We start from the raw sequence: 25,871 nt of genomic DNA on the forward strand, positions 1-25,871 counted from the left end.
CGAGGCACGATGTCGACAACAGCAAGGCAGAACGTCACCCGGCTGCCGAGGTGGACGCCGCCCGGAACACACTCCGTCGGCTTCGGTGCGCACGAGATCCGGTTGCCCGCCGAGCTCTCGTCCGCGATCCGCGGGCTCGCCAGGGCATCCGGGCGGCCGGTCGCCGCCATCCTGGCGGCCGCACACCTCAAAGTGCTCGCCACGGTCACCAGCGAGCCCACGGTGACCACCGGCGTGATCCTCGGCGAGGGGCACGCGCCGATCCCGGTCCGGGCCGACGTGGCAGGCGGCAGCTGGCGAGACCTCGTCACAGTCGCCGCGGACGCGCTGGAGACCGGCGGTACGCCCGGTGACGCCACCGAGACGATCCTTGACCTCTGGTGCTCCGATTCCGGCGGCCTACCGGAGGGGATCGTCGCCTGGATCGGGATGACCGACCGGGTGATCCGCGTTCGATACCGCACCGATGTGGTGACCGAGGACTACGTGATCCGCTTCATCGGCTACCACCTCGAGGCACTTCGCCAGGCCTTGGCCGATCCGGACGCCGCACACGACGACGCCGTTCTCCTGTCGGAGGAGGAGACGCGCACGCAGCTCCACACGCTCGGCGGCCCGAGGCGTGCGATCGACGGCGGGTTGTTCGTCGAGCAGGTCGAGGCGAGCGTGCGGCGTCACCCGGCCGCTCCGGCCGTGGCGCACGGCGACCGAGGGTGGACCTACCGGGAACTGGACGAGCGCGCGAACCGGGTCGCGAACGCGCTGCTGGCCGCCGGCTTGGGGGAAGAGCAGGTCGTCGCCGTCATCATGGACCGGACGCTGGAGTGGGCGGCGGTGACGCTCGGCGTGTTCAAGGCCGGCGGCGCTTACCTGCCGGTGCGCCCGGATTTCCCCGGCGCCAGGATCGCGACCCAGCTAGAACGAAGCGACTGCCGGTTCATCGTCACGGCCGATCCCGCGCACGGCGGACATGCCGAGGGCGCCACTGTGCTGATCGCCGGCGAGGTGTGCGAAGGCGAGGGGCCGGCGACCGCGCCGAACGTCCACATCGGACCAGACAGTCTCGCCTACGTCTACTTCACGTCCGGCTCGACCGGTGCGCCGAAGGGCGCCATGTGCGAACACGCCGGCTTCATCAACCACCTTTACGCCAAGATCGACGACCTGCGGTTCGGCGCGGGCGACGTCGTCGCGCAGACCGCCTCGCAGTGCTTCGACATCTCGCTGTGGCAGCTCGTCGCGTCGTGGCTGGTGGGCGGATCCACGCGGATCGTGGACACGGACACGCAGCTGGACACCGACGCGTTCCTCGACGAGATCGTCGGCAGCGAGGTCGCGGTCGCGCAGCTCGTCCCCTCCTACTTCGAGGTGCTGCTCACCCGGCTGGAGAAGGGACACCGCGATCTGGGCGCGTTGCGTTGCCTGTCCATCACCGGCGAGGCACTGAAGATCGAGCTGGTGCAGCGGTGGTTCGCGCGGTACGAGGGCATCCGGCTGGTCAACGCCTACGGTGCGACCGAGGTGTCCGACGACACCATGCACGAGGTCCTCGACGGCCCTCCGCCGCGGGAGTACGTGACCGTCGGCCGGTCGTTGCGCAACGTCGATACCTACATCCTCGACGAGCGACAGCGACTCGTCCCGCTCGGTTCACCCGGTGAGATTGTCTTCTCCGGCGTGGCGGTCGGCCGCGGCTACATCAACGACCCCGAACGGACCGCGCAGGCGTTCGGCACCGACCCGTACCGGCCCGGCACGCGGATGTACCGCACCGGTGATTTCGGCCGGTGGCTGCCGGAGGGGCGCGTCGAGTTCCTCGGCAGGCGCGACCAGCAGGTCAAGATCCGCGGCTTCCGCATCGAGATCGGCGAGATCGAGAACAGGATGCTCGGTGTTCCCGGCGTCCTCGGCGCGGCCGTCGTCCTGGACGGACACCCGCCGAACCTGGTCGGCTTCTACGGCGCGCCGCGGGACATCGAGCCGGAGCGGGTCCGGGAACACGTGGCGGGCGCACTTCCCGACTACATGGTGCCGCGGTACATCCACCGGATGGACGCCCTCCCGCTCAACGAGAACGGCAAGATCGACAAGAAGGTGCTGGCCGGCCTCGCGAGCACCCTCGGGCACGGCGACGGGCGGGTGGCGCCGGCGACCGCGACCGAACGCGTGCTGGCCACCGCGTGGGCGGAGGTCCTCGGCGTGCCGATCGAGCGGATCGGACGTGACGACGACTTCTTCGACCTGGGCGGAACCTCGCTCGCCGCGGTCAGATTCGTCGTCGGACTGGACCGCCGGGTGTCGCTCGCCGACCTCGTCGCCACCCCGGTGCTCGGCGCGCTCGCCGAGACACTCGACGCCGCCGTCGAAAGACGCGGCGAACTGCTGCACCGGCTCGGTGGCACCGAGGACGCCGCGATGACGGTGGTCTGCTTCCCCTACGCGGGCGGGAACGCGGTGAACTTCCAGCGGCTCGCCAAGGAACTGGAGCCGGCCGGTGTCGTGGTCTACGGCGTCGAGCTGCCCGGGCATGACATCGCACGCCCCCAGGACCCGTTGGCCGCCGTGGACGAGATCGCGGATCTGGTGGCCGCCGAGATCACGCGAGTGGTGCGCACCCCGCTGGTGCTGTGGGGCCACTGCGCCGGGGCGGTACACGCCGTGGAGGTCGCGCGCCGGCTCGAGGGCACGCTGTCCGCGCCGCACCGGCTGTTCCTCGCGGCCGCCATGCTGCCGGAGGCCTGGGAACTGGCCGCGGAGTCGGCGGAGGTGACCGGGACGAGCAACCGGGACATCACCGCGAACCTGCGCACCGATCAGGCGTACGTCGAGCTGGACGGGCTCCAGGCCGAGCGGACCGAGTTCGTCGGTGCCGCCTACCGCCACGACGTGGTGACGACCAACGCTCGGCTGCTCGCCTACCGGCGCACCCCGCCCGCGGAGCGGCTCCGGATCCCGGTGGAGGCGGTGGTCGCCGCGGACGACCCGACCACCGAAGGACATCTCACGCGGTACTTCTCGTGGGAGCTGGTGGCCGAACAGGTGGACCTGCGGGTGCTGACCGAGGGCGGCCATTACTTCACCCGGACGGCAGCCCCGGCGACCGCGTCCGCGATCCTGGCCGCGCTGCCGTCGTCCGCCCGGGGGCCGGCGTGACGGCCACCGAGCTGACCGGGCGGCTCACGACGGGTCCGCACGAGCTGCTGCGAGCCGAGGTGCTACGCCCTCGGCTCGAGTTCGAACTCGCGCACCTGCTGCCCGCCTACGTGCGGATCGAGCAGGTCCTGCTGCTCGAGTACCTGCGGATGGGAATGCTCGACGAGGCAGCGGTCAGCGCCGTCTCCGGCACTCTGTCCAGAGTGGACGCGACGGCCGTCGCGTCGGCCGCGGAACACGGCATGAGCGACATCGCGTTCGCGCTGGAGCAGGTCGTGTCGGCCCGGCTCGGCACGGTCCCGCCGAGGTGGCACGCCGACCGCAGCCGCAACGACCTTCAGGCATGCGCGCAGCTGATGCACGGCCGCGATCGGATCATCGTCCTCGCCGGGGAACTGGTCGCGCTGGCCGAGACCGCGACCCGCGTCGCGGCCGGGCACGTCGACGAGGTCATGCCCGGGTACACCCAGCTGCAGGCGGCACAGGTGATCAGCCCCGCGTTCTGGCTTACCGCGCTCGCGGATCAGGTCCTGCACGCCCTCGACCGGCTCGACCTGACCTACCGGGCCGCCAACCGGTGTCCCTTGGGCGCGGGCGCCATGGCGGGCCAGGAGCTGCCGTGGGACCGCGTGCGGATGGCCGTGCGGCTCGGGTTCGACGGCCCGGTCCGGCACGCGCTGCGTGCGGTGGCAGGCCGCGACTGGGCGCTGGAGGTGGCTGCCGAGCTGTCCACGCTCGGGGTGGCGCTGAGCCGGTTCACCACCGACCTGATGACCTGGGCGAGCGGACGGTACGGATTCGTCGACCTGCCCGACGCCTGGGCCGGTATCTCCTCCGCCATGCCGCAGAAGCGCAACTTCCCCGTCCTGGAACGGATCCGGTCCCGCACCGGACATCTCACCGCCTACTATGCCGACCTCGCCGTCGGCCAGCGGTCGACGCCGTACAGCAACGGCGTCGAGGTGGGCAAGGAATCCTGCGACGGGCTGCCCGCGATTTTCGGCACGGCGGGCTCGGTGGCACGACTGCTGACGGCTGTCTTGGGCGAGATCTCCTTTCGGCCGGACTCCATGCGGGCGGCGTGCGAGGCAGAACACCTCGGCGGGTTCACGTTGGCGAACCTGCTTTGTGCGCGGGCGCTGGTGCCGTGGCGGCCGGCGCAGGTGATCGCGGGCCGCTACCTCACCGAGGCGTTGCGGCGCGCGGTCCCGCCCACCGCCCCCGACGCCGACCTGCTGACCCGGGCCGCCGCCGACGCCGGGTACCCGATCGAGGGGGCTCGCGCGCTGCTCACCGAGGCGTTCGCGGTCGACGGTGCCCTCGCGATGAAACGGACCCTCGGCTCCACGAACCCGGAGGCGGTGCGCGCCATGCTCGCCGAGCAGCAAGACGAACTGCGGGCAGCGCGGACCACGTGGGACGCGCATCGGCGACACCTCACGGACGCCTCCGCGGCGCTGGACCTGGAACTGACGGCGCTATGACGGCGGCACAGGCCACGGGCCGGACCGCGCGGCCCTACATCGGACCGACGGGGGTCAGCTCCGCGTTCGGCACGTTCGGTGAACTGCTGCAGGGCGTGCTGCCGCAGGACGACGGCGACTTCCTCGTGACACTGCCGATCGCGCGGTGGTCGGTCGCGACGTTCTGGGCGGATCCGGCATCTCGCGCGATCAACGTCCGGCCGGCGCACAAGCACAAGGCTCGCCGTCTGGCGAACCTGATCATGGCCGGTGCCGAACACCCGGTGGGCGGCGAGCTGACCATCGACAGCAGCCTTCCTGAAGGCAAAGGGCTGGCGAGCTCGTCGGCCGATCTCGTCGCCACCGCGCGCGCCGTGGCCAACGCGCTCGGAATCGCCATGCCCGCCACACGGATCGAGTCCTACCTGCGGCATATCGAGCCGACGGACGGTGTGCTGTACCCGGGCATCGTGGCCTACCACCACCGCGCGGTGCGGCTGCGCGCCATGCTCGGCAGCCTGCCGTCGATGACGATCGTCGGCGTCGACGAGGGCGGGCAGGTCGACACCGTGGAGTTCAACCGCATCCCCAAACCGTTCACCCGCGCCGACCGCCGCGAGTACGGCAGACTGCTCGACCGGATCACGGAAGCCGTGCGGAAGAAGGACCTCGCCGCGGTCGGCGAGGTCGCCACCAGGAGTGCGCACTTGAACCAGATGCTGTGGCCCAAGAAAACACTCGAGCAGGTGATCGAGGTCAGCCGCCTGGTCGGCGGGCTCGGCGTGGTCGCCGCGCACAGTGGCTCCACGCTGGGCGTGCTGCTCGACACCGCCGACCCGGCCTACTCCGACAAACTGGTCGCGGCCGCCGGCCGGTGCGCGGCGATCGCCGGAAACGTGACCATTCACCGGACCATGGGCACCGACCGGACCGGACTGTTCTCGTGCTGAACCATGGCGTCGTCGACGCGATCGGCAACACTCCTCTTGTCCGGTTGCGGATCGGTGCCGACCATGGCGTGGCCGTGTACGCGAAGCTGGAGATGCAGAACCCCTTCGCGATGAAGGACCGAGTCGCGAAGGAGGTCGTGCTGGCCGCTCGCCGCGACGGTCTGCTCGCGGAAGGCGCGCCGGTCATCGAGAGCTCCTCCGGCACACTCGCGCTCGGCCTGGCACTGGTCGGGACGGCACTCGGGCATCCGGTGCACATCGTCACCGACCCCCGCATCGACCGCATCACGCTCACCAAACTGCGTGCGCTGGGCGCCGAGGTGCACGTGGTGCCGGATATGGACGAACACGGTTGGCAGGGCGCACGCCTGACGCGGCTGCGTGAGCTGATGGCCGGGCATCCCGGCGCGTTCTGGCCGCGCCAGTACGAGAATCCGGCGAACCCGGCCGCCTATCGCGCGCTCGCGGAGGAGTTGATGGCCGACCTGGGCCGGGTCGACGTGCTGGTCGGCGCGGTCGGCAGCGGCGGCTCCCTGTGCGGGGCGGCCCGAGTGCTCCGAGCCCGGTACCCGGCGCTGCACGTCGTCGGGGTGGACTGTGTCGGCAGCGTCCTCTTCGGACAGAAGGACTGGCCGCAGCGACTGCAAAGCGGCCTGGGCAACAGTCTGCACCCGCCCAACCTCGACCACGACCAGATCGACGAGGTGCACTGGCTCGCCGACCACGAAGCCTTCCACGCGACGAGAGAGCTGGCCCGCACCGAGAAACTGTTCGCGGGCAACACATCCGGCTCGGTCTACCGGGTGCTGTGCGAGGTGGCACTGCGGTCGGCACCGGACACCGCCGTCGTCGGGATCTTCCCCGACCGCGGCGACCGCTACGCCGACACCGTCTACGCCGACGAGCACTGGATCGCGCACGGGCTGCCCGAGCAGCCGGGCACGGCGCGGCCACGACGTGTCCTGCCCGGCACGCCGGTGACCTCGTGGTCGCACCTGCGCAGGGACGAGAGCGCGCCACCGCCCGCCCTGCTTTTCGTGGAATCCAATACCACCGGGACGGGAATGCGGGCGCTGACCCTAGCACGGGACAAGGGTTTCGAGCCGGTGTTCCTCACGAGCGAACCGGGTCGCTACCGGGGACTCGACGACACCGGCGCCGTCATCGTCACCTGCGACACCGACGACCCGGCCGCGCTGCGCACCGCGGCAGAACCGTTCGAAGGCCGTATCGCCGGAGTCACCACCACAAGCGAGTTCGCGCTCGTCGCGGCCGCGCGACTGGCCGGGACACTGGGCATGCCAGGCGAATCTTGGGAGGTCATCGCCGACTGCCGCGCCAAATCCACGATGCGGCGCCTGCTCGCCAAGGCAGGCGTGCCCCAACCCGGGTTCGAGGTCGTGACCGATCCCGACGAGGTCGACGCCGCCCTCGACGCCGTCGGCCTACCGTGTGTGGTGAAGCCGGTCAGCGACTCGGCATCGACCAACGTGGTGCTCTGTGCGGACAGGGAAGCCGCCGAGACGCACGTGGCACGGCTCCTGTCCATCACGGCCAACGTACGCGGCCAACCGGTGCCCCGCGCCGCACTGGTCGAGGAGTACCTGCCCGGCCCCGAGTACAGCGTCGAGACATTCGGGATGGACGGTCGGCACATCCTGCTCGGCGTGGTCGCCAAGTCCGTGGGCGCACCCCCGTATTTCGTGGAGGAGCAACATATCCACCCCGCCGACCTGTCCAAGGCCGACACCGACCGGATCGAGCGGACGGTCCGGACCGCGCTCGACGCCGCCGGGCTGAGTCGTGGGCCGAGCCACACGGAGGTGCGGCTGACCTCCTCCGGGCCCAAGATCGTCGAAATCAACCCGAGGCTGGCGGGCGGGATGATCCCTGAACTGTTCCGCCTGACCACCGGGGTCGACCTCCTCGCGGCGCAACTGGACCTCGCCGCCGGTGTTCCGCATCAGCCGAGGTGCGTGCCGACCGGCTACGCGGGCATCCGCTTTCTGACCGCCCCGCACGAGGGAGTGCTCCGCTCCGTCGACGGGACCGACGAGGCACGCGGAATCGCCGAGGTCACCCAAATGACGGTCACGGCTCGCCCGGGCGATCAGGTCGCTCCGGCGATCGACGCCTACGGACGGCTCGGCTACGTCATCGCCCGCGGGGCGACCCGAGCGGAGGTGGTGACCGCGCTGGCGAAGGCTCATGCGGCGATCACGATCCGCACGGTCGACTGAGCTTATTGGGCCATCGAGAGAATCGGCCATATCGACGACCACGCGCCGATTTTCGCACCGGATCACCATGGAGGTCAGGCCGCTCCAAGCCGCCGATTTGGCGGTCACGAGAGGTGCTGACCCGCGATTCCCTATTGGCCAGGCCGTCTCACTTTCGTCCGCTTGGCGTCCGGCCTGTCGTGCTTGACTGCGCGATTTTCGTTGAATGACAGCAGTTGCTCGGCGCGAGGAAATGACTGAGATTACTACCTGAAAGCGTGACTGATCTCTACTGGTCTTCCCTCGATCGCTGCACACGACTTTCGCCGCATGGGAGTGACCGGTTCACTGAGATGGTCCCTTCAGCCCTACGCGAAGGAAACCCATGTTCTCGTGGCTCTATGACCTGCCGAACTGGGGGATGTTCCTTTTGTTCGTCGTGGTCGCACTGGGCGTGTGCTGGGGTTCGGTTTTCCTGCTCCGCCCGGTCATGGATCGGTTGTTCGGTGCCGAAGATCGCGAGCAGCGCAATTCGCTGCTGGATCTGGTGCTCTCCGGGACAGGGCTGTTCTACGGTTTGCTGCTCGGGCTCATCGCGGCCGCCACCTACACGACCTATTCCGAGGCCGAGATGAGCGTCGCGAACGAAGCCACCGCGATCTCCGCCCTCTACCGGGATGTGTCCGCCTATCCGGAGCCGTTGCGCAGCCAGCTCCGCGGTGGCATCGAGAACTATGTCGACACCCTCATCAACGTCAGCTGGCCGAACCAGCAACGGGGCGAGACAACGCCGGAAACGACCGACCTTGTCGACACGATCCAGCGCGCGATGACCACCTTCGAACCGGCCACGCCCGGCCAGGAAATCCTGCACGCGGAGTCCTACGCTCAGTTCAACATGTTCGTCGAGGCCAGAAGGAAAGTGATGAACGCGGTGTCGGCCAGCCTGCCGGCCGCGCTATGGTGGGTGCTCATCGGTGGTGCTCTGATCAATTTGGTTCTCATGTCGATGCTCTCCGTCGAGCGGCTTGGCCCGCATCTCGTCATTTCCGGCCTGTTCGCCGTGTTCATCGCCATGATGATCTTCCTCATCGTCGCGATGGACAATCCGTTCCTCGGGGAGTTCAGCGTCACACCGGCACCGTTCGAGCAGCTCAAGCACACCTTGTTCGGCCGGGTGTGAAGGTCACCGGGCGCCGGCGAGCGCGGTCTCCATCGCGGCGACGGTCCCGTCCCAAAAGCGGGCCCTGTCGCGCATCGCCGAGCGGACGGTGGCGAGACACTGCTCCCACTTGACTTCGTCGTCGCCGCAGAGGTCGGCGAGCATCTGCATCGCCATCGGCGTGTGCTCGTCGGCATCGACCTCGATATGCCGTTCGAGGTAGCCGCGCAGCAGTCGAAGCCGGTCGTCGGCAGGCTCGGCGCCGATCACCTTGTCGAACATTTCCGGAATGAGGTCTTCCCGGCTGAAGGCGAACGCGGCGGCCTGGCAATGCACAGGGGCGTCGGTGATGATTCGCCAGGTCGCTGAGACGAAGTCGGCGGACGGCCGCGGTACGCGGGCGAGGAGTAGTGCGTCCGGTACGGTTTTCCTCATCCTCAGGGCGCCGAGGAACTCGTCAATGGCCCTCGTGTTCGCGCCGACCTGCGTCATGGCCGCTCGATAGAGTTCGAAATGGCTGCTGAATCCCGACTCCAGCTCGTCGCTCTCCTCGACGAGGACGATGTCGTTGATGAGTCGCCTGCTGGTCGGGTGTCCCCGTGGAATCCAGGGCACCTCCACGCAGGTCAGCTGGCGCTGCAGAGTTTTCAGCAGGGACATGAAATCCCAGACCGCGAACACATGGTGTTCCATGAAGACGGCGATGTCGAAGGCTGACGCGAAGCTGCCGTATATTCTGTGAGTGGTCACCTTGTCGCGTTCAGGCTGGCTCTTGGCGCGGATCATGTCGATTCCGGGGTGAGTGACTTCCCATTCGTAGCGAGACATCGATCTTCCTTGTCTGAAGAGGTTGCTGGCCTACGGCCGTTCCGGCTCGGTCTCAGGTCGGATCGGCCGACCTGGCTGTCGCATGGTTGGAGACGGCCTCCGTACGCGTGAATGCTTCAATCAAGTATTTCGCGAAAGAAGTTCGGAATGCGGTACCGTCCTTCTTTGAAAGAGTGTGATCCATATCAACCCGAAACGTAGTGGCGTTCGTAAGCGGCCGAAATAGCTTCGCGACATTAGTACCCGGCTGAGTGTGATTCTCGTCTGAACGTAGGTCTGCTGTCATGCGGTGTGTGATCAGGCTCAGTGAAATTGGCGCCGTTGGTGCGCTTCACGGACACAAACGGTGAAGGTTTCTCGCTGGGCGCGACCGGGTGTGCAGCTCGAGCGCGTTGGATTGCGAGGCCGCTCAAATTGATCATCGGTACATGTCGTGGCGCCAGGGAACGCCTCCGGGGGATGCACGCCGCCGATCCGGCTCGACATCACACTGCTGAGCGGTTCGCGACGGCGCTGCGTCGAGCCAACGGTGATGCCGGGATGCGAGAGCGAGCCGAACTGTCGGGGTGGAGAGCTGGTTTGGAAGCCGCGGTCGACACCATGGAGCCTGTCGCTTTGAGAAGAGCAGGTCACTCGGGCTGGCCGACGATCTTCGGGGCGCCACTTGTCGTCATGACCGAGCTGTGGCGTAGCGACAGGTTCGGCAGGCTCTCGGAGCGGGAACCGCGGCGAGGACGCCACCGGCGATCGTCGCGGCCTGGGCGATACCGGCGAGGGTCGAGGAGTGGCTGAAGTCTTGGACCAGTAGTGCGGCGACAGGGGATGCCACCGCCATCACGACGGCGAAGATTATCTGCGTGCCGAGGAGGATCGTGATCGTGCGTCGCTGGACCGCGCGCACGTCGACGTCGGTGAGGTTGTGTGACACGTGCTTGCTCCCTGGATGGGCGTCGCGTGGGAAGACAGGGCCGCCGGGTGGCGGAGAATTCCCGGAACGCGACTGGATGACAGGACCGGCGAACCGGACCTGTCATCCGGATTGACGCTCATCGCGCTCACCTCCTGCCAGGGAGGCGTGGTGAGCGACGAGCAGCGCGTCGAGGGCCGCAAGCGGGTGGACGACGAGGACATCGGGGCCAGGATCGGCCGCGAGGAGGAGCCGATCGCCGGCATGGATTCCACACCGGCGCCGCACCACGGCGGGCAGCACGAGATACGGCCGCGGCGGCACAATGAAGACACCCGTCGGATGGAGATGGACCACGACGGCGCTGTCGATCACAGTGATCTGGAGCGCGTCACCGGGGCCCCAGCCGAGGGTCTTCAGCATCGAACGGTCCGACACACGCCCTGAGGCATCGATCCGGGCCAGCCCGTAGTGCATCGAGCCCGATCGGGGCGGCTCTGGGAGTCGTGGAACGGGAAGAACCGCCGCGGTCGACGAGGCCGCCAGCCGTGCCGTGCTCATGGTCGATCGAGGCGGGATGATCGTGGGGACTGGCCGCTGACAGTCACCGCAGCAACAACCGGCCTCGACCTCGCCTTCGACGTCACATCAGGTGAGGTCATTGCCGGACTGTCGGCCGCTGCTCTGGGGTCTTGGTTGACAAGTGTCCTGTAGCTACGGCATGTTGATGTTCGGACTTCAGGGGGATGAAACCGGGGGGGGTTTCGCGGTGGGCTCACGCGCTGTGCGCGGTTCTGACTGGGATAGTGGCTCGTGGGTTGACAAGTTGCTGCCGTGCAATGGTTCTAGCACTGCTTTTACTGGCTCGTCGCGGGGCTCGGGGTGCGATCATGTGCTTGTAGCGAGCGGACGGTTGACTCCTGCTGGGTGTCTTGAATCGCCTGTTGGTCCGATGTAGCGGTCGTCGATCTTGCGGTCGTTGTGTCAAGCGGCTTCGCTGAGCACGACTGCGACCACCGCTCTCCGGTGACAGTCAGTCCGCCATAAGGTCGCGTCGAGTATTGCTCTCTGCACTGGTATCCCACGATCAACTTTGGTCGGAAGGCGCAATGTATGAGGTACCCGAGCACGTTCAACGAACAGCACATCGCTGCAGCTACCGCGCTGTACCGGGAGTTGAGCGATAGCCTCGACGTCTCGATCGCTCTGGTGTCCGGGAGTCTCGCCTTCGGCCTCGGGCACGGCACTTCGGACGTGGACCTCTATGTCCGAACAGTCGGTGACGTGCCGATCGAAGCCCGAACGCACCAGCGTGGCGGATGCGCGGTCCAAGTCAACGTCGTTACCGCGGCCAAACTCGCTGCTGCAATCGCGTGGGCGGGAGACGACAGCGAATTCACGAGCGCCAACCGGCACATGCTCGATGTTCAAGACGACGTCCGCAAGATCGCGATCAGTCTCACCCGCGGTCATGTAGTGCACGCAGACGATGAGGGCCACAGAATGCTCGGCCAGTTCGACGTCGATGTCATTCGCCGCAGGGTCCTCGCCCGCCAAGCCCGCGACACCGGAATCCATCTGGAAGACGTCGCGGGTGCATTGGTCGCAGATGATCTCGACACCGCCCTTTGGGCGGCACGAATCGCACTCTGTCATGCCTGCGAGGCCGCATTGGCCGCGTGCGGTGACGTTTACGTCGGGCGGAAATTCTTGCCGCGGCGCTTGAACAGGGTGCCGCAACTTTCCACGGTGGTGCCCGATCTTCTCGCTGGGCTGGACGTTCCATGGGCGGCTCGGCCTGCAATCGGTGACGTGACGGTGTTGGGAGATGTCGTACGAGATCGTGCACGACTCGCCGGGTACGTGGCGAGTGCTGCTGTACTTGGTGGATGGTCAGAAGTGATGTCCGTGATGCCCGAGCATCGGCTCGGTACATCCGGGCTGATGCGCGATGCGTTCCACTGTCTGATGCGCTATGGCGACAGAATCGTCCTAACCGGACCGGACAAGGCGTACCGCGTTAGCGAGAGCGCCGCACGCCTGTGGCTATCGCTGAATGGAACAGAGGCCGTTGGCTCACCCGAGACGCCCGACGTCGAGCGGTTACTCGATCTTGGCGCGATCGAGCGGACCGAGGCGCACGCCGGAGCCGCTCGTGGCTGACGCCAGCAGGGCTGCCGCCCTTGGACATATGCCTGGGCTGGTGGAGGCCTCGGTCCGGATGCGCCCCGACGCGCTGGCTGTCCAAGAGGCACTGAGTGGCAGCGAGATCAGTTACCGCGAGTTGTGGGCCCGCTCAGGTGGACTCGCCGCCCGGCTGGCCGCGCTCGGTGCGGGAGGGTCTCGGGCCGTGGCCGTGGCTCTCGACCGGTCGATCGACCTTGTCGTGACACTTCTCGCGATCGCCCGCACCGGTGCGGCTTACGTGCCGATCGACCGGCAGGCACCAGCGAGGCGGGTCTCGCAGGCGCTGCAAGCGTTGGACGTGGTCGCGGTAGTCGGGTCGGTGCACTCCGACGGGGACTTGCCGATCGTCGCCGTCGACGTCGGGGCTCCCAATCCGGGCTGGGAGGCGCCGATCGGGCCCGAGGACCCGCTCTACATCGGTTTCACCTCCGGATCTACCGGGCAGCCCAAGGGGGTGGTAGTGCCACACCGCGCGGTTAGTGCATTGGCCACCGCCCCTGAGTATTGTCCGATCGCTCCCGGTGACCGCGTCGCGGGTCTGGCGAACCCGGCTTTCGATGCGACCACTTTCGAGGTGTGGAGCACATTGACGTCCGGCGGCGCGATCGTGGTCCTGCCCGACGTCGCCGACGGCGGCCTCGACGAGTGGATGCGAACGCTGCGGACCGCCGCGATTACGACGATGTTCATGACGACCTCGTTGTTCCATGCCATTGCGAGCGAACGCCCCGGAGCGTTCGCCTCGTTACGAGACCTGCTCGTCGGGGGCGAGGCGCTCGACCCCGGTGCGGTCCGCCGCGTGCTCGCGGCGGGCGGTCCACAGCGGCTGCTCAATGTCTACGGACCAACCGAGACCACCACTTTCGCCACCTGGTTCGACTGCACCGCTGCGGACCTCACCGGGATGCATCGCGTCCCAGTGGGCCGGCCAATCGGAGCGACCACAGTCGAGATACTCGGAGACGATCTGCGAGCAGTGCCAGACGGCGAAGCAGGGGAGCTCGTGGTCGGCGGACCCGGTGTGGCCCTTGGTTACTTCGGTTTGCCGGACGAGACTGCGCAACGTTTCCTCCCAGGCTTGCGCTACCGCACCGGTGACATCGCCTGCATGTTGCCGAGCGGTGTACTCGACTTGGTAGGCCGGCAGGACCGGCAAATCAAGCTGCGCGGGTACCGGGTCGAACCGGCGGAGATTGAACATGCGGTGTACGACACCGGGCTCGCCGACGTCGTCGCAGTCGAGAAAGTCGGTCGTGACGCGGCGGCCGTTCTTGTCGGCTTCGTCGTCCCGGCGGCCGATCAGGGAACGGATCTCGCAGACCGGCTCACTGCCGCACTGCAGACGCGACTGCCCTCTTATCTCGTGCCGTCGCGGTGGGTATTGCTGGACGCACTACCGTTGGGCCCGAATGGAAAGTTGGACCGGGATGCCCTGCGGCGCATCACTCCGACCACGGACGCTCCGACTGCTCCGGGTCCGGGCGGCTCGACCGCAGAGGGTGTCCGTGACATCTGGTGCCAGCTGTTCAGGGTGCCCGACGTGGCGCCCGACGCGAACTTCCTTGATGTGGGCGGCAATTCGATCTTGGCCGTCCAACTGTCCGCTCGCCTTGGCGTCGATTTCGGACTGCGCTGCGAGCCTACGGACGTTCTCCTTGCCGCCACATTCACCGACCTCGTCATCCGAATCGAACGGCGGTCGGGGGTGCGGACGTGACCGGACAGGGTTCGTCGCTGTCCCTCGCACAGGAGCGGTTGTGGTTTCTTCACTCCGCATCGCCGGGCGGTAGCGAATACATTGTCCCGCTGCTACTGCGCTGGACGGAACCGGTGGACTTTGTCGCGCTTGCCGCTGCTCTGCGGACGTTGACCGAACGCCACGAGGTGTTACGCACCACCTACCACTTGCGCGATGGTGAACCGATCCAAGTGGTAGGTGCGATCGAAGAGATCGCGGTAGTCGCGCTGGCCGCCGAGCCGGCCCCGGCCGCATTGGACGCCCTGGTCCGGGAGCCGTTCGACCTGGCTGCGCGACCGCCGTTGCGGTGTGTCGCGTGGCCGGAGGCAGTTCTGTTGACGCTGCACCACATCGCGGTTGACGGCTGGTCTCTCGGCCCGCTGTTGGATGACTTGGCGGAGTCCTACGACGCGGCCGTGACAGGTCGCACACCGCAGTTCGGGCCGCGTGGGCCGCGCTATGCCGACTTCGCCGCCGCTGACCGGGCAGCCACACGGACGTCCGAGGCTCGGGAGTTGTTGGCGACCAGGGCGGCGGAGCTGCGCGACGTGCCGGGGGACGTGCGGCTGGCCGGTGGGCGGCGTTCGAGACAGACCGAGCGGGTTGGCGGCCGGTACGACTTCACCATCGGGGCTGGCGTCCTTGCCGAGGTGGAGGTGGTGGCGCGGCAGATGCGCGCCACCCCATCGGTGGTGCTGTTCGCCGCGTTCGCCGAGGTGGTGAGGCGATGGTCGGGTCTCGACGATTTCCTCATCGGTTTGGTGGCGGCCAACCGTAACCACCCTGACCTGGAGAGAGTGGTCGGCTTCTTCGTCAACACCGTGCCATTGCGGTGTGCGCCACAGCCATCCGCGTCCTTCGCCGAGCTGTGTGCTGATGTTCGCGCCGAGGTTTTCGGAGCGCTGACGCATCAGCGGGTTCCGTACGATTTCCTCACGTCCGCCGTCGCCGAGATGCGTGGGCGTGCGCGTGAGCCGTTGACTTCGATCTCGTTCGTCTTCCAGAACACGCCACCACCGCGGCCAGCGGTTCCGGTTCGCTGGCGTGAGCCTGACGTGCTGCCCGCGGGAGGGACCAAGACCGACCTCACGTTTGTGCTGGAGCCCCGCTCTGGGCAGTTGTGCGGCCTCGTCGAGTACGACGCCGCGTGTTACCCGGCTGAGCTGGTCGAGAGGTTCGTGGACTCGTATCGGATACTGCTGGCGGCGGCACTGACCGACCCAGAGCGCGCCGTGCGAGACCTGCCGGTCACCGAGCATGGCCGAGCAAACACCCTGATCGGTCCGGTCGTGGAGGTGCCCGAGTCGATCCTCGGCGTGGTGAACGCCCGGCTAGCCAAGTCCCCGGATGCCATTGCGGTCGGTGCGACCGGCCGAAAAACCACGGCGGGCGACCTGGATGCCATGGCGTGGCGGACGGCCACCGCGCTCGTGGCCGCCGGTGTTGGGCGAGGTGACCACGTGCCGGTTCTGGCCGCTCGTGGAGGCCCTCTGGTGGCAGCCTGGCTGGGGGTTCTGCGCGCGGGCGCCGCGGTCGTGCCGATCAATCTCGACACCCCGCCTGACCGGCTGGCCTTCCTATTCGACCGTGTCAGTGCCGATATCGCGGTGGTCGACGAGGTCGGCGAACCGGTCGCGTCCGGTCTTGCGCGCCTCGTGCGCCTGGCGAACTTGCCGGAGACGATGCTGCGAGACAACAAGTCTGTCCTGGGCGGAGACACGGCGTTCGTCTTTCATACCTCCGGTACTACCGGCAAGCCGAAGCTGGTCCATACAACCCACCGAGGCTTGGCCAACACCGTGCTTTGGTGGGCGGACGAGGATGGCGTCCGCCCCGGGGACCAGGTCTTGTGCACGGTCGGCACCGCATTCGATCCGGCAGCGTTCGAGGTTTTCCGCACCCTGACCGCGGGAGCGGAGCTGGTGTTCGCAGATGACGAGGAGCGCAGGGACCCGGCTGCCCTGCTGCGCCTGATGGACGGCGTCGCCTCGGCCGAGATCACTCCCACAATGCTACGCGCGGTTCTGGCACTGGAGCCTCCCACGGGATGGCGTTGTCCAGAGCTGCTCTACGTCGGCGGTGAACCCCTTGACCGAGGCACGGCCAACGCCGTCCTGCGGCGCTGGGGGGCGGGGGTGTGCAATGTGTACGGTCCCACAGAGGTCAGCTGCACCAGCACATCCGGACGGATAGTCGACGACGGGCGAACTCCTGACATCGGCACGCCGATAGCCAACACCCGCGCCTTCGTCGTGGGTCGCCACGGAGAGGAGCTGCCGGAGGGGCTGCCAGGAGAACTGATGCTGGCCGGACACGGGGTATCCGCTGGGTACCCGGGCGATCCAGAGAGCGAAGCTCGAGCGTTCCGCATAGCGCCCGACGGCACGCCCGGCTACCGCACCGGCGACCGGGTCCGCGTCACATCGGAAGGAAGACTGCTTTTCCTGGGCCGTACCGACGATCAGGTCAAGGTACTCGGCAACCGGGTCGAACCTGCCGAGGTCGCCGCTCTGCTGACCGAACACCCGGCAGTCAGTGCCGCCGCAGTCGCTGTCGACGATTCTTCGGAACGATTGACCGCGTGGGTAGTGCTTGCCGATCCCGATGTCCTCCCGTCCCACGGGGACCTCGTAAACCCGTTGCGACGTTTGCTGCCCACAGCTGTCGTACCGGCGGGCGTCAACGTCGTGTCCCGCATCCCGACAACGGATAACGGCAAAGCAGATCTCGCAAGCCTGCGCACCTTACCCAGCAGGCTGCTGCCTGACCTGACGCAGGTTGTGCCCTTGACCGGAGGGCAGCGAGATACCGCCGCCCTCGTCGCTGCCGTCCTGACCGCACACGGTCGCCCGGTGGAGGCTGCGGCGCTACGGCCGGACTCCGATTTCTTCACTCTAGGTGGCCACTCGCTGCTGGCGGTGAGACTGCTGGCCGAGGTTGAACGCCGGTTCGCTGTAACGGTGCCGCTGCGCGACTTCCTACCGGATCCGACGGTCGCCGCGCTCGCGAGCCGCGTGGCGGACGCTGCGCCGGAACAACGTGCCGAGCCTGGCGACGGCCCGCACCCGGCCACGTCCGGGCAGCAGCAATTTCTCTTCCTGGATCGTGTGGCGGCGCTGCGCCGGGCTTACCTGTCACCCGCCGTTGTCGACCTGGCCGGAGTGGAGAGTGCCGCATTGGTGACAGCGACGCGGATGGTACTGGGCAGGCATCCGGCGCTGCGGTCTCGCTTCTCGTTCGATCGTGACTTGCGGCGAATCGTCTACCGAACCGATGGAGCACCACCCTCGGTGGCCATGATCGACGCGGCGGGGTGGTCGGCGGCCGCACTCGACGAGCACATACGCCGAGCCTGCTGGACACCGTTCGACCTCGGTGTGGATGCCCCCGCCAAGGCGGAGGTGCTCGATTTGGGCAGAGACGCGGCGATGCTGCTTCTCGTGGTCCACCACGCTGTGACGGATGCCTGGTCCCACGACGTTCTGCTGCGCCAGATCGCGACGGCGTACAAGGCTGTGCAGGCGGGGGACGCCCTGGAGTTACCGCCCGCCGTGCACCCGGCGAGGTTTCCCGATCCGTGGCTCGCGGCGCCGATCGAGGTGAGGAACGAGCATCTCGATCGGATTCGCGCGTTCTGTGAGGGCGCACCGATCGATATCGCTCTGCCGCACGATCGCGCGCGGTCAGAGGTGCAAGCGCCCGAGGCAGCCGTTTGCGCGACGCGGCTGGACAGGGATGCCTCCGCGCAGTTGCGGCGTGTCCTCGCGGGGGCGGGTGCCACGACGGCGATGGCGGCGGTCGCGCTCACCGCGGTGGCGCTCGCCCGTGTGACCGGGCAGACCGATCTACTTCTCGCCGTGCCGTGGTCGCTGCGCGAACCGGGAGCGGTGGACGCCGTGGGGATGCAGATCAACACGGTGGTGTTGCGCGTCCGTATCGGCCTCTCGACCACCTGGAGCGACCTGCTCGCCGCAGTGCGCCGCGACACCTTGGCCGCCCACGCGGCGGCCGACGTGCCGTTCGACGTGGTGGCAGCCGCGTTACACCCCAGGCGAGATTTGAGTAGGCCGCCGGTCACGCCGGTCCTGGTCGACCCGCTGCCAGCCAGCGGAGAGCCACAGGACTTCGGGCCCGGGTCCATCGCGCGACAACGGCCGGTGCCCGAGCCGAGAACAAAGTTCGAATTGGAGTTCCGTGTGGCCGACGGGCCGGACGAACTGGAACTGGCTGTGTCCTACCGCGTCGCACTGTTCGACCGGAACACAGTTGCCGGCTTGTTGGAGGAACTGCGCAGGGCGGCCGAGGAATTGACCGCGAATCCAGAGACGCTGGTGTGCGTGGCCGCGCAGAGGGGAGTGCTGGGGGCATGATGCGATCGCAAACCGGGGATCAGGCGGTGGATCTGGTCGGCCGGGTCTGGGCAGATGTGCTCGGGGTCGATTCGGTGCCTATCGACGTCAACTTCTTCGACGCGGGCGGGCACTCGTTGCTGCTGCTGGTGCTCCAGGAGCAGTTGACCGACGTGGCAGGTCGGCAGGTGCCCATCGAGGACCTGTTCGTACACACGACGGTTCGTGCGCAGGCCGAACTGCTCAGCGCGGAAGAGACGGCATGACGGCACACGAGCCCGTCGCCGTGGTCGGCGTCGCGTGCCGATTCCCCGACGCGCCGGATCCGGCGTCGTTCTGGGACAACATCCGGAAGGGACGAGTGTCGCTGCGCCCGATAGCGCCGGAGCGACTGCGGGCTGCGGGGGTCACCGAGATCGACATCGAGACGGATCCGGCGCTCGTGACGGTCGCCGCAACTCTGCCGGAGCCCGAGGCTTTTGCCGCGGAGTTCTTCGGTTTTCCACCCGCTGAGGCGGACGCTATCGCGCCGTCACACCGGTTATTCCTGGAGACGTGCTGGGAGGCGCTGGAGGCATCGGGCCACGCCGCCGAACCGGATGGGCCTGTGGTGGGCGTATTCGCGGCCGGCGGCGATGACCCGTACACACTCGCGCTGCGGTTGGCTAAAGCTGGTGTGGCTGGTTTCCCTGAGGCAGTGCACGACTTGGACGCGACCCTCGGCGGTGCCCCCGACTTCCTAGCCGCTCGAGTTGCCTACAAACTGGGCTTGAGTGGGCCGGCCGTGGCCGTTCAGACAGCCTGCTCGTCGTCGCTCACCGCGATCCATCTGGCTGCAGCGAGTCTGCGTGTGGGCGACTGCGACCTTGCGCTCGCGGGCGGGGCCGCGGTCGGTGAGCCGATGACTGGCTACCGGCACACTCAAGGCGGGGTGATGTCACAAGACGGGTACTGCCGGCCGTTCGACGCCGCGTCCACGGGCACCGGCGCGGGCTCGGGCGTTGGGGTCGTTGTGCTCCGCAGGTTGTCCGACGCCGTCGCCGATGGCGATCCCGTGTTGGCGGTCCTGCTCGGAAGCGCAATCGGCAATGACGGCTCAGCGCGCCCCGGATTCACCGCGCCGAGCCCTGCGAAGCTCGCGGACCTTGTAGCCAGTGCACTTCGCGCCGCGGACCTGCCACCCGACAGGTTGCGCTATGTGGAGGCGCACGGTTCTGGCACGCCGCTGGGTGATCGCATCGAACTTCGGGGGCTGATCGACGGTCTGCGCGCGGCGGGGGATGGTCGCCCGCAACCAATCGGTGGCTGTGGGCTGGGATCTGTGAAGGCCAATATCGGCCACGCCGGCGCCGCGGCGGGTATCGCTGGATTCATCAAGGCCGTCGACGCCGCCCGTAGTGGTGTGCTGCCCCCACATCCAGCCTTCACGAGGGCACGCGACACAGGTTTGCTGGAGGACGGCCCGTTCTTCGTACCTACCGAGCCAACCGGTGCGCCGGATGGTGGTCAGCACGTGTTGGTCGTATCGATGGGGCTGGGTGGCTCCAACGCCTGCGCAGTGCTCGGCCCGCCCCCTTCCCGCCCGGCACCAGCCGCCCCACCTCCAGGGCGAGTGCGGCTCGTGGTCTCTGCTCGTACCAGGGTCGAGTTGGATGCGTCATGCCGTGCACTCGCCGACGCGCTGGACACTGGTGGCCCGCCGGTTGCCGACGTCGTGCACACGTTGCGGGTGGGCAGACACTCTTTCGAGCATCGGCGTGTTGTCACCTGTGCCGCCGACGAGCTCGCCGCCGTGCTGAGACTGCCACGGCCGCCTGCCGCGCGCACCCAGCGCAGCTCGTACCGCCGGGTTCGGCTGGTCGTGCCTGACCACCTCGCCGACTCTCCGGCAGCGCAGCGCCTCCGCGGCGCGTTTCCCTCCGCGACCGAAGCAACCGGGGTAAGCACTGCCGAAGGACCATTCCAGGTGCTACTGGGCGAGGGCGAACCCGGCCCCGGCCGCCATGTCGTGCCGGTGGACGAGGACGGATGGGCAGATGCGGATGGATTCGACGCGGCTATGGCGGAAGCGTGGCTGTACGGAGCGGACGTGAGGTGGCCTCCGGAGCCAGGCGCACGGCGTGTCGTGCTACCGACCTATCCGTTCCGGCGCACTCGGCACTGGGCGCTCGAGCGCCCAGTGCCTACACCCGTACTAGAGCGTCCGGTACCGCACGAGGCGGGCACTGACGACGTGGAAGCCAGTCTGCTACAGCTGTGGCGAGAACTATTCGGAGCAGCCGGCATCGATTCGGACGAGGAGTTTGGCGCACTGGGTGGCACGTCGCTGCTAGCCGTGCGGATGGGGCTGGAGATCCGGCAGCGGTTCGGCGTCGATGTCAATCTGCACCGGGCGGGCGGTAGCCGTACGACGGTACGGGCCTTGGCAGACATCGTGCGCGGTGCGGGGCGGGCGCCGGATCTGCCCGTGGACGGTGATGGTGCTCTCGTCGACACTGACCTGTTGCTGTCACTGGGCAGCGTAGGTAAGCGGCCTGGTTACGGAACGGACTTGCTACTCACCGGGGCGACAGGTTTCGTCGGGTCGTTCCTGCTGCACCACGCACTGGCCTCAACCGATGGAGTCATCTTTTGCGTGGTCCGTGCGCCCGACGAGGCGTCCGGATGGCGGCGACTGACCGAAGCCGCGGCCGTGCATGGCCTGCCTACGCCCGATCCGGAGCGAGTGCGAGTGGTGCCCGTGGACCTGCGCGACGCCGAGACGGCGTTGCGCCGACACGGGGGCGGGGAGTTGGGCCGCCGTGTGGGCCGAGTGCTGCACTGTGCCGCGCGTGTGGTGTTCACCGAACCGTACCGAGTGCTGCGTGAGGACAATGTGCTGCCAACCGTGGGATTGCTGCGCTGGGTGCGCGCTCATGGTGTCCCCGAATTCGGTCTGGTGTCGTCGCTCGCCGCGACCGGTCCGGCATTGGGCGACGGAAGGGTCCTGGAGACCCGAGAACAGCCGCTGGAGCCGGCAAGCGGTGGCTACGGTGCGACGAAGTGGGTTGTCGAGCGACTGCTTGATCGGGCTGAAGCCGACGGTCTACGGGTCCGCGTATACCGGCCCGGTCTCCTGCTCGGCGCCACCGGCACCGGCGTGTGCAACCCGGCCGACCTGCTGGGGCGGATGCTGGCCTCTGGCGTCGCGGCTGGCGCGCATCCCCTCGACGATCGGTCCCTGCCGATGGCGCCTGTGGACCTGGTCGCGCGAGCGATCGTCGAGCTGGACACGCAGCCGGGCACCGTCGGGAGGGCGTTCCACCTTGTCGGTCCCGACCCGCTGAGTCCGCGCGGCCTTTTCGAACTGCTCGCAGACGCCGGACTTCGGACCACACCGCTGGTTCCCGCCGACTGGCAGGAGGCGGTCGGCAAACGTGCCTTGGACGGCGACAACGCGGTGTTGTCCAGCATGGCACTGTACGAAACGTCCACTGTGGAGAGTCCAGCCGAAGTCGTGCAAGCACGGGGATGGGCCGACTGGCTCGGCTCCGTTGACCCACAGCCGACCGGGGCGCTGCTGTTGGCGTCGCTGAGGTATCTGGCCGACCGGGACCCCGCGTTCCACGAATTGCTCGCCGCCCCCCTGCTCGTCGGCGACGAAGGGAAGAGATCGTGACCACGGCGACCAGCAACGACGGCCCTGTCGGCGTCCTCGGGGCAGGAGTGATGGGTACCGGCATCGCTTGTCTGGCGGTGGGCCACGGCGTGCCGGTGGTGCTTGTCGATGCAGAACCCGACGCGGTGGAGAATGCGCAAGCACGCGTGTCCAAGCAGCTGCGGCTGGCGACGCTGCTCGGGCACCTACCGGATGGCGTCCCCGCCGGCTCGTTATACGTCAGCCGGGAGATCGAGGCTGTCGCGGGATGCACTGCTGTGGTGGAGGCCGTCACCGAGTCGCCCGGCACCAAGGCCCGCGCTCTGCGCGCACTCGACGACGTGCTTCCGGCGGGCGTCCCCATCGTGTCCAACACCTCCGCTATTCCCATTGACGAGCTCGCCGAACACGCGCGTCACCCTGACAACCTGGTGGGCGCCCACTTCATGAACCCGCCGTACCTGATCCGGGCGGTCGAGGTGATCCGCGGCCCACGCACCTCTTCCGACGCCCTCGCAACGGCACTGGCGCTGCTCGACCGGCTCGGGAGGGAAGGGATCGTGGTCGGCGACGGACCCGGGTTCGTCCTCAATCGCGTGCTCCAGCGGATGATCAACGAGGCCGCGCGGATCGTCGAAGACGGCCTCGCCGACGCCGCGACCGTGGATGCTCTCTTCACTGGCTGTCTTGGCCACCGCACCGGACCGCTGGCCACTGCCGACCTGATCGGGCTGGACAACGTCGCGGACAGCCTGCGCGTGCTGCACGACCGCACTCGTGATGCCGGCTACCAGCCCGCAGAACTGCTGCTGACCAAGATCGGCGCCGGCGACCTCGGACGCAAGACCGGGCGCGGGTTTCACGACTACGGCGCAGCCCCGACCACGGGCCGCCACGATACGAGAGGCACAGCGTGACCACCGATTTCGCCCACGATGACATCGCCTCGATGGAGGCTGCCCTGCTCGCTTTCCTGGCCGAGCGCACCCGCCTGGAGTGGGCCCCCGACGACGATCTGTTCGAGTCCGGGGCGGTCACGTCCCTGTTCGCGCTCGAACTAGTGATCCACGTCGAGCAGTCCTTTGGCGTGGAAGTCGGTGGCGAGGACCTCAAACTAGCGAATTTCCGCTCTGTGCGGACGATCACCGCCTTGGTGCGGCGGCTACAGGCCGCGGGCACACAATCGTGAGCGCCGACCCCGGACACCAGGCGACGGCTCTGCTCACGGAGGCCATCGGCGACCAGGCGGGTGACTGGGACTGCTCGGGCGTCCTCCCGGTCGCGCTGTTGCGCGAACTCGGTGCGTCCGGCGTTCTGTGCGCCGAGGTGCCGCAGGAACACAACGGTCTCGGGTTCACCGGGCTCGAGGGCGGCCGGTTGACAGCCCACGCCGGTTCACTGTGCAGCTCGGTGCGCAGCATCATGACCTCGCAGGGCATGGCGGCATGGGCCATCCGCAGGTTCGGTACCGCGTCGCAACGCGAGCGGTGGCTGCGCGACCTCACCGCGGGAAGCCTGGCCGCCGTGGCGTTCAGCGAGGCGGGCGCGGGCAGCGACCTGTCCGCAGTCGAGACCACGGTCACGGTGGACGGTGGTGATGTCGTGATCGAGGGAACCAAGGTGTGGGTGACCGGTGCGCGGTACGCCGACGCCCTGCTGATCCTCGGCCGGTCGGGCACCGGCACGGCGCTGGTGGTTGTGCCTGTGACCGCGCAGGGCGTGAGCGTGGAACCCATCCCGGACCCGCTGGGATGCCGCGCAGCCGGCCACGCCGACGTGCGGCTGTCGCAGGTGCGGCTGCCCGCTGACGATCACCTACTCGGCGGCGCGGGAATGCCTGTGTCGTTTCTAGCCACCGCCGCGCTGACGGCGGGCAGGCTGTCCGTTGCCTGGGGGTGCGTCGGCATCCTTCGCGCCTGCCTCGCCGCGACGACGCGGCATGTCACGCGTCGGTCTGTCTCAGGCGTGGCGCTGGCCGGGCATCAACTCGTCCGTGCCCACCTCGCCGATCTGCATACCGCCGAACGTGCCGCCACGCTGGTCTGCGAGCACGCGAGCAGGTTGTGGGACGAACGCGCGCCAGAACACGTCTCGGAAGCCGTGTTGGCCAAGCACTTCGCGGCCGAACACGCCGCACGCGGGGCGTCCACGGCCGTGCAGGTGCTGGCCTCCGCGGGTGCCCGCGACGGCCACGTGGTCGCCCGTGCCCATCGCGACGCCAAGATCATGGAGTTGATCGAGGGCAGTTCGGAGATCAGCAGACTGTTGCTCGCCGACCGGGCGCTGGCGGTGTGGTCGTGACCCACGCGGAAATCGGTATTGGCGGTATTCACTGCCTGATGCCGGACCAGCGGATCCCGGTAGCAGACCTGCCCGAGTACCGAATGCTCACTGAAGCCGACTCGCGGTTCGCAGTCGGGTCGGGCGTCCGCACAGTGGGCGAGTTCACCGAGGAGTTGACCGCTCCCTTGGCTGCCCGCGCTGTGCGGGGTCTGCTCGCGCAAGAGCCGGTTCAAGCGGACGTCCTGTTGCTGGTTGGTGCACGCGCGCCGGATGTGCTGCTGGGGTCGGACGTGGGCCGAGTTCAGCATGAATCCGGACTCGCACCGTCGATGGCGCTCACCGTCGACGGCCTGGGCTGCGCCGGATCCAGCGCGGCGTGGGCGCTGGCGCGGGACCTGCTGGTGGCCGACCCAGCCCGCGAAGGCGTCGTGATCGCGCACGCGAGTAGACCCACAGGCTTGGACAGGGTGCGCGCGCCCGTCACTGTCATCGGCGACGGAGCGTTCGCGATGAGCCTCGTGCGTGGCGGTAGGCCGATGTTGCGTGCCCATCGGATGCAGACCGACGGGTCGTTCCACGACCTGTTCCACGTCGACTATCGGCAGGCTCCGGTATACGAATGGCGCGAGGAATGCAGTTCGCCGGATCGGTACACCTTCGACCTGGCAATGCAGAGCAGCCGCAGGTTGCGTGCGCTCACCGACACCGTCCTCGCCGACGTAGGGCTCGGCTACGGGGATATCGGCGCGACCTTGATGCAGAACGTCACCGCGGGTGCCTTTCAGTTCTACGAGACGTTGCTGGGTCTGTCCATCCATCCTGTGTGCCGCGAGCATCTGGCTGACTGGGGCCACCTCGGCGCGATGGACGTAGTGCTCAATCTCGACCGGCTGCTGGCCAGTGGCGACCTTTCCCGCGGCGATCACGTGCTGGTGTTGAACAACAGTCCGGTCGCGGCGTGGGCGGTGACGTTGTGGCAGCTGTGAAGCCGGAAC

At 68.0% G+C, this 25,871-nt stretch carries 17 protein-coding genes; 15 read left to right on the forward strand and 2 right to left on the reverse strand.

Features of this window, described 5'->3' with window-relative positions:
* The first annotated feature begins 9 nt into the window (after positions 1–9).
* The 5 genes from ACZ1DY_RS19150 (at position 10) to ACZ1DY_RS19170 (ending at position 8,968) form a co-directional block, all read left to right on the forward strand.
* Positions 10–3,153 (forward strand): non-ribosomal peptide synthetase, encoded by a 3,144-nt coding sequence (locus tag ACZ1DY_RS19150; protein ID WP_465485202.1) that lies wholly within the window; start codon positions 10–12, stop codon positions 3,151–3,153.
* Positions 3,150–4,637, forward strand: a complete 1,488-nt coding sequence (locus ACZ1DY_RS19155) for a lyase family protein (protein ID WP_465485203.1) — start codon at positions 3,150–3,152, stop codon at positions 4,635–4,637. The genes ACZ1DY_RS19150 and ACZ1DY_RS19155 overlap by 4 nt, the downstream gene beginning before the upstream one ends.
* Positions 4,634–5,566: a GHMP family kinase ATP-binding protein gene (locus tag ACZ1DY_RS19160; RefSeq protein WP_465485204.1), complete on the forward strand. Its 933-nt coding sequence runs from the start codon at positions 4,634–4,636 to the stop codon at positions 5,564–5,566. Before ACZ1DY_RS19155 ends, ACZ1DY_RS19160 begins: the two co-directional genes overlap by 4 nt.
* Positions 5,560–7,806, forward strand: a complete 2,247-nt coding sequence (locus ACZ1DY_RS19165) for a pyridoxal-phosphate dependent enzyme (protein WP_465485205.1) — start codon at positions 5,560–5,562, stop codon at positions 7,804–7,806. Before ACZ1DY_RS19160 ends, ACZ1DY_RS19165 begins: the two co-directional genes overlap by 7 nt.
* A 364-nt stretch (positions 7,807–8,170) precedes the next feature.
* A complete protein-coding gene (locus tag ACZ1DY_RS19170; RefSeq protein ID WP_465485206.1) occupies positions 8,171–8,968 on the forward strand; it encodes a bestrophin-like domain in 798 nt (265 codons plus the stop codon).
* A gap of 3 nt (positions 8,969–8,971) precedes the next feature.
* Here ACZ1DY_RS19170 and ACZ1DY_RS19175 read toward each other — a convergent pair whose 3' ends face one another.
* The gene (locus ACZ1DY_RS19175; RefSeq protein ID WP_465485207.1) at positions 8,972–9,775 is read right to left on the reverse strand and encodes a DUF3050 domain-containing protein; all 804 of its coding nucleotides are present in this window, start codon (positions 9,773–9,775) and stop codon (positions 8,972–8,974) included.
* Positions 9,776–10,445: 670 nt separating this feature from the next.
* Positions 10,446–10,703 (reverse strand): hypothetical protein, encoded by a 258-nt coding sequence (locus ACZ1DY_RS19180; protein ID WP_465485208.1) that lies wholly within the window; start codon positions 10,701–10,703, stop codon positions 10,446–10,448.
* A gap of 150 nt (positions 10,704–10,853) precedes the next feature.
* Between ACZ1DY_RS19180 and ACZ1DY_RS19185 the strand changes: the two genes are divergently transcribed.
* The 10 genes from ACZ1DY_RS19185 to ACZ1DY_RS19230 all read left to right on the forward strand — a co-directional run bounded on the left by ACZ1DY_RS19185 (position 10,854) and on the right by ACZ1DY_RS19230 (position 25,862).
* Positions 10,854–11,129 carry a hypothetical protein gene (locus ACZ1DY_RS19185; protein ID WP_465485209.1) on the forward strand — a complete coding sequence of 92 codons (276 nt, stop codon included), beginning with the start codon at positions 10,854–10,856 and terminating at the stop codon, positions 11,127–11,129.
* 666 nt (positions 11,130–11,795) lie between these two features.
* Positions 11,796–12,845: a hypothetical protein gene (locus ACZ1DY_RS19190; protein WP_465485210.1), complete on the forward strand. Its 1,050-nt coding sequence runs from the start codon at positions 11,796–11,798 to the stop codon at positions 12,843–12,845.
* A complete protein-coding gene (locus ACZ1DY_RS19195) occupies positions 12,838–14,586 on the forward strand; it encodes a non-ribosomal peptide synthetase (RefSeq protein ID WP_465485211.1) in 1,749 nt (582 codons plus the stop codon). The genes ACZ1DY_RS19190 and ACZ1DY_RS19195 overlap by 8 nt, the downstream gene beginning before the upstream one ends.
* Complete coding sequence (locus ACZ1DY_RS19200; protein ID WP_465485212.1) at positions 14,583–18,977, forward strand: non-ribosomal peptide synthetase; 4,395 nt, start codon at positions 14,583–14,585, stop codon at positions 18,975–18,977. Before ACZ1DY_RS19195 ends, ACZ1DY_RS19200 begins: the two co-directional genes overlap by 4 nt.
* Positions 18,974–19,222, forward strand: coding sequence for a phosphopantetheine-binding protein (locus tag ACZ1DY_RS19205; RefSeq protein ID WP_465485213.1), 249 nt, complete (start codon positions 18,974–18,976; stop codon positions 19,220–19,222). Before ACZ1DY_RS19200 ends, ACZ1DY_RS19205 begins: the two co-directional genes overlap by 4 nt.
* A complete protein-coding gene (locus tag ACZ1DY_RS19210) occupies positions 19,219–22,614 on the forward strand; it encodes a beta-ketoacyl synthase N-terminal-like domain-containing protein (protein WP_465485214.1) in 3,396 nt (1,131 codons plus the stop codon). The genes ACZ1DY_RS19205 and ACZ1DY_RS19210 overlap by 4 nt, the downstream gene beginning before the upstream one ends.
* Positions 22,611–23,510, forward strand: a complete 900-nt coding sequence (locus ACZ1DY_RS19215; protein WP_465485215.1) for a 3-hydroxyacyl-CoA dehydrogenase family protein — start codon at positions 22,611–22,613, stop codon at positions 23,508–23,510. The genes ACZ1DY_RS19210 and ACZ1DY_RS19215 overlap by 4 nt, the downstream gene beginning before the upstream one ends.
* Complete coding sequence (locus ACZ1DY_RS19220) at positions 23,507–23,782, forward strand: acyl carrier protein (protein WP_465485216.1); 276 nt, start codon at positions 23,507–23,509, stop codon at positions 23,780–23,782. Before ACZ1DY_RS19215 ends, ACZ1DY_RS19220 begins: the two co-directional genes overlap by 4 nt.
* Positions 23,779–24,894 carry an acyl-CoA dehydrogenase family protein gene (locus ACZ1DY_RS19225; protein WP_465485217.1) on the forward strand — a complete coding sequence of 372 codons (1,116 nt, stop codon included), beginning with the start codon at positions 23,779–23,781 and terminating at the stop codon, positions 24,892–24,894. The genes ACZ1DY_RS19220 and ACZ1DY_RS19225 overlap by 4 nt, the downstream gene beginning before the upstream one ends.
* Positions 24,891–25,862 (forward strand): 3-oxoacyl-[acyl-carrier-protein] synthase III C-terminal domain-containing protein, encoded by a 972-nt coding sequence (locus ACZ1DY_RS19230; protein ID WP_465485218.1) that lies wholly within the window; start codon positions 24,891–24,893, stop codon positions 25,860–25,862. The genes ACZ1DY_RS19225 and ACZ1DY_RS19230 overlap by 4 nt, the downstream gene beginning before the upstream one ends.
* Positions 25,863–25,871: the final 9 nt, after the last annotated feature.

The organism is Amycolatopsis sp. PSD-21, assembly GCF_055561455.1.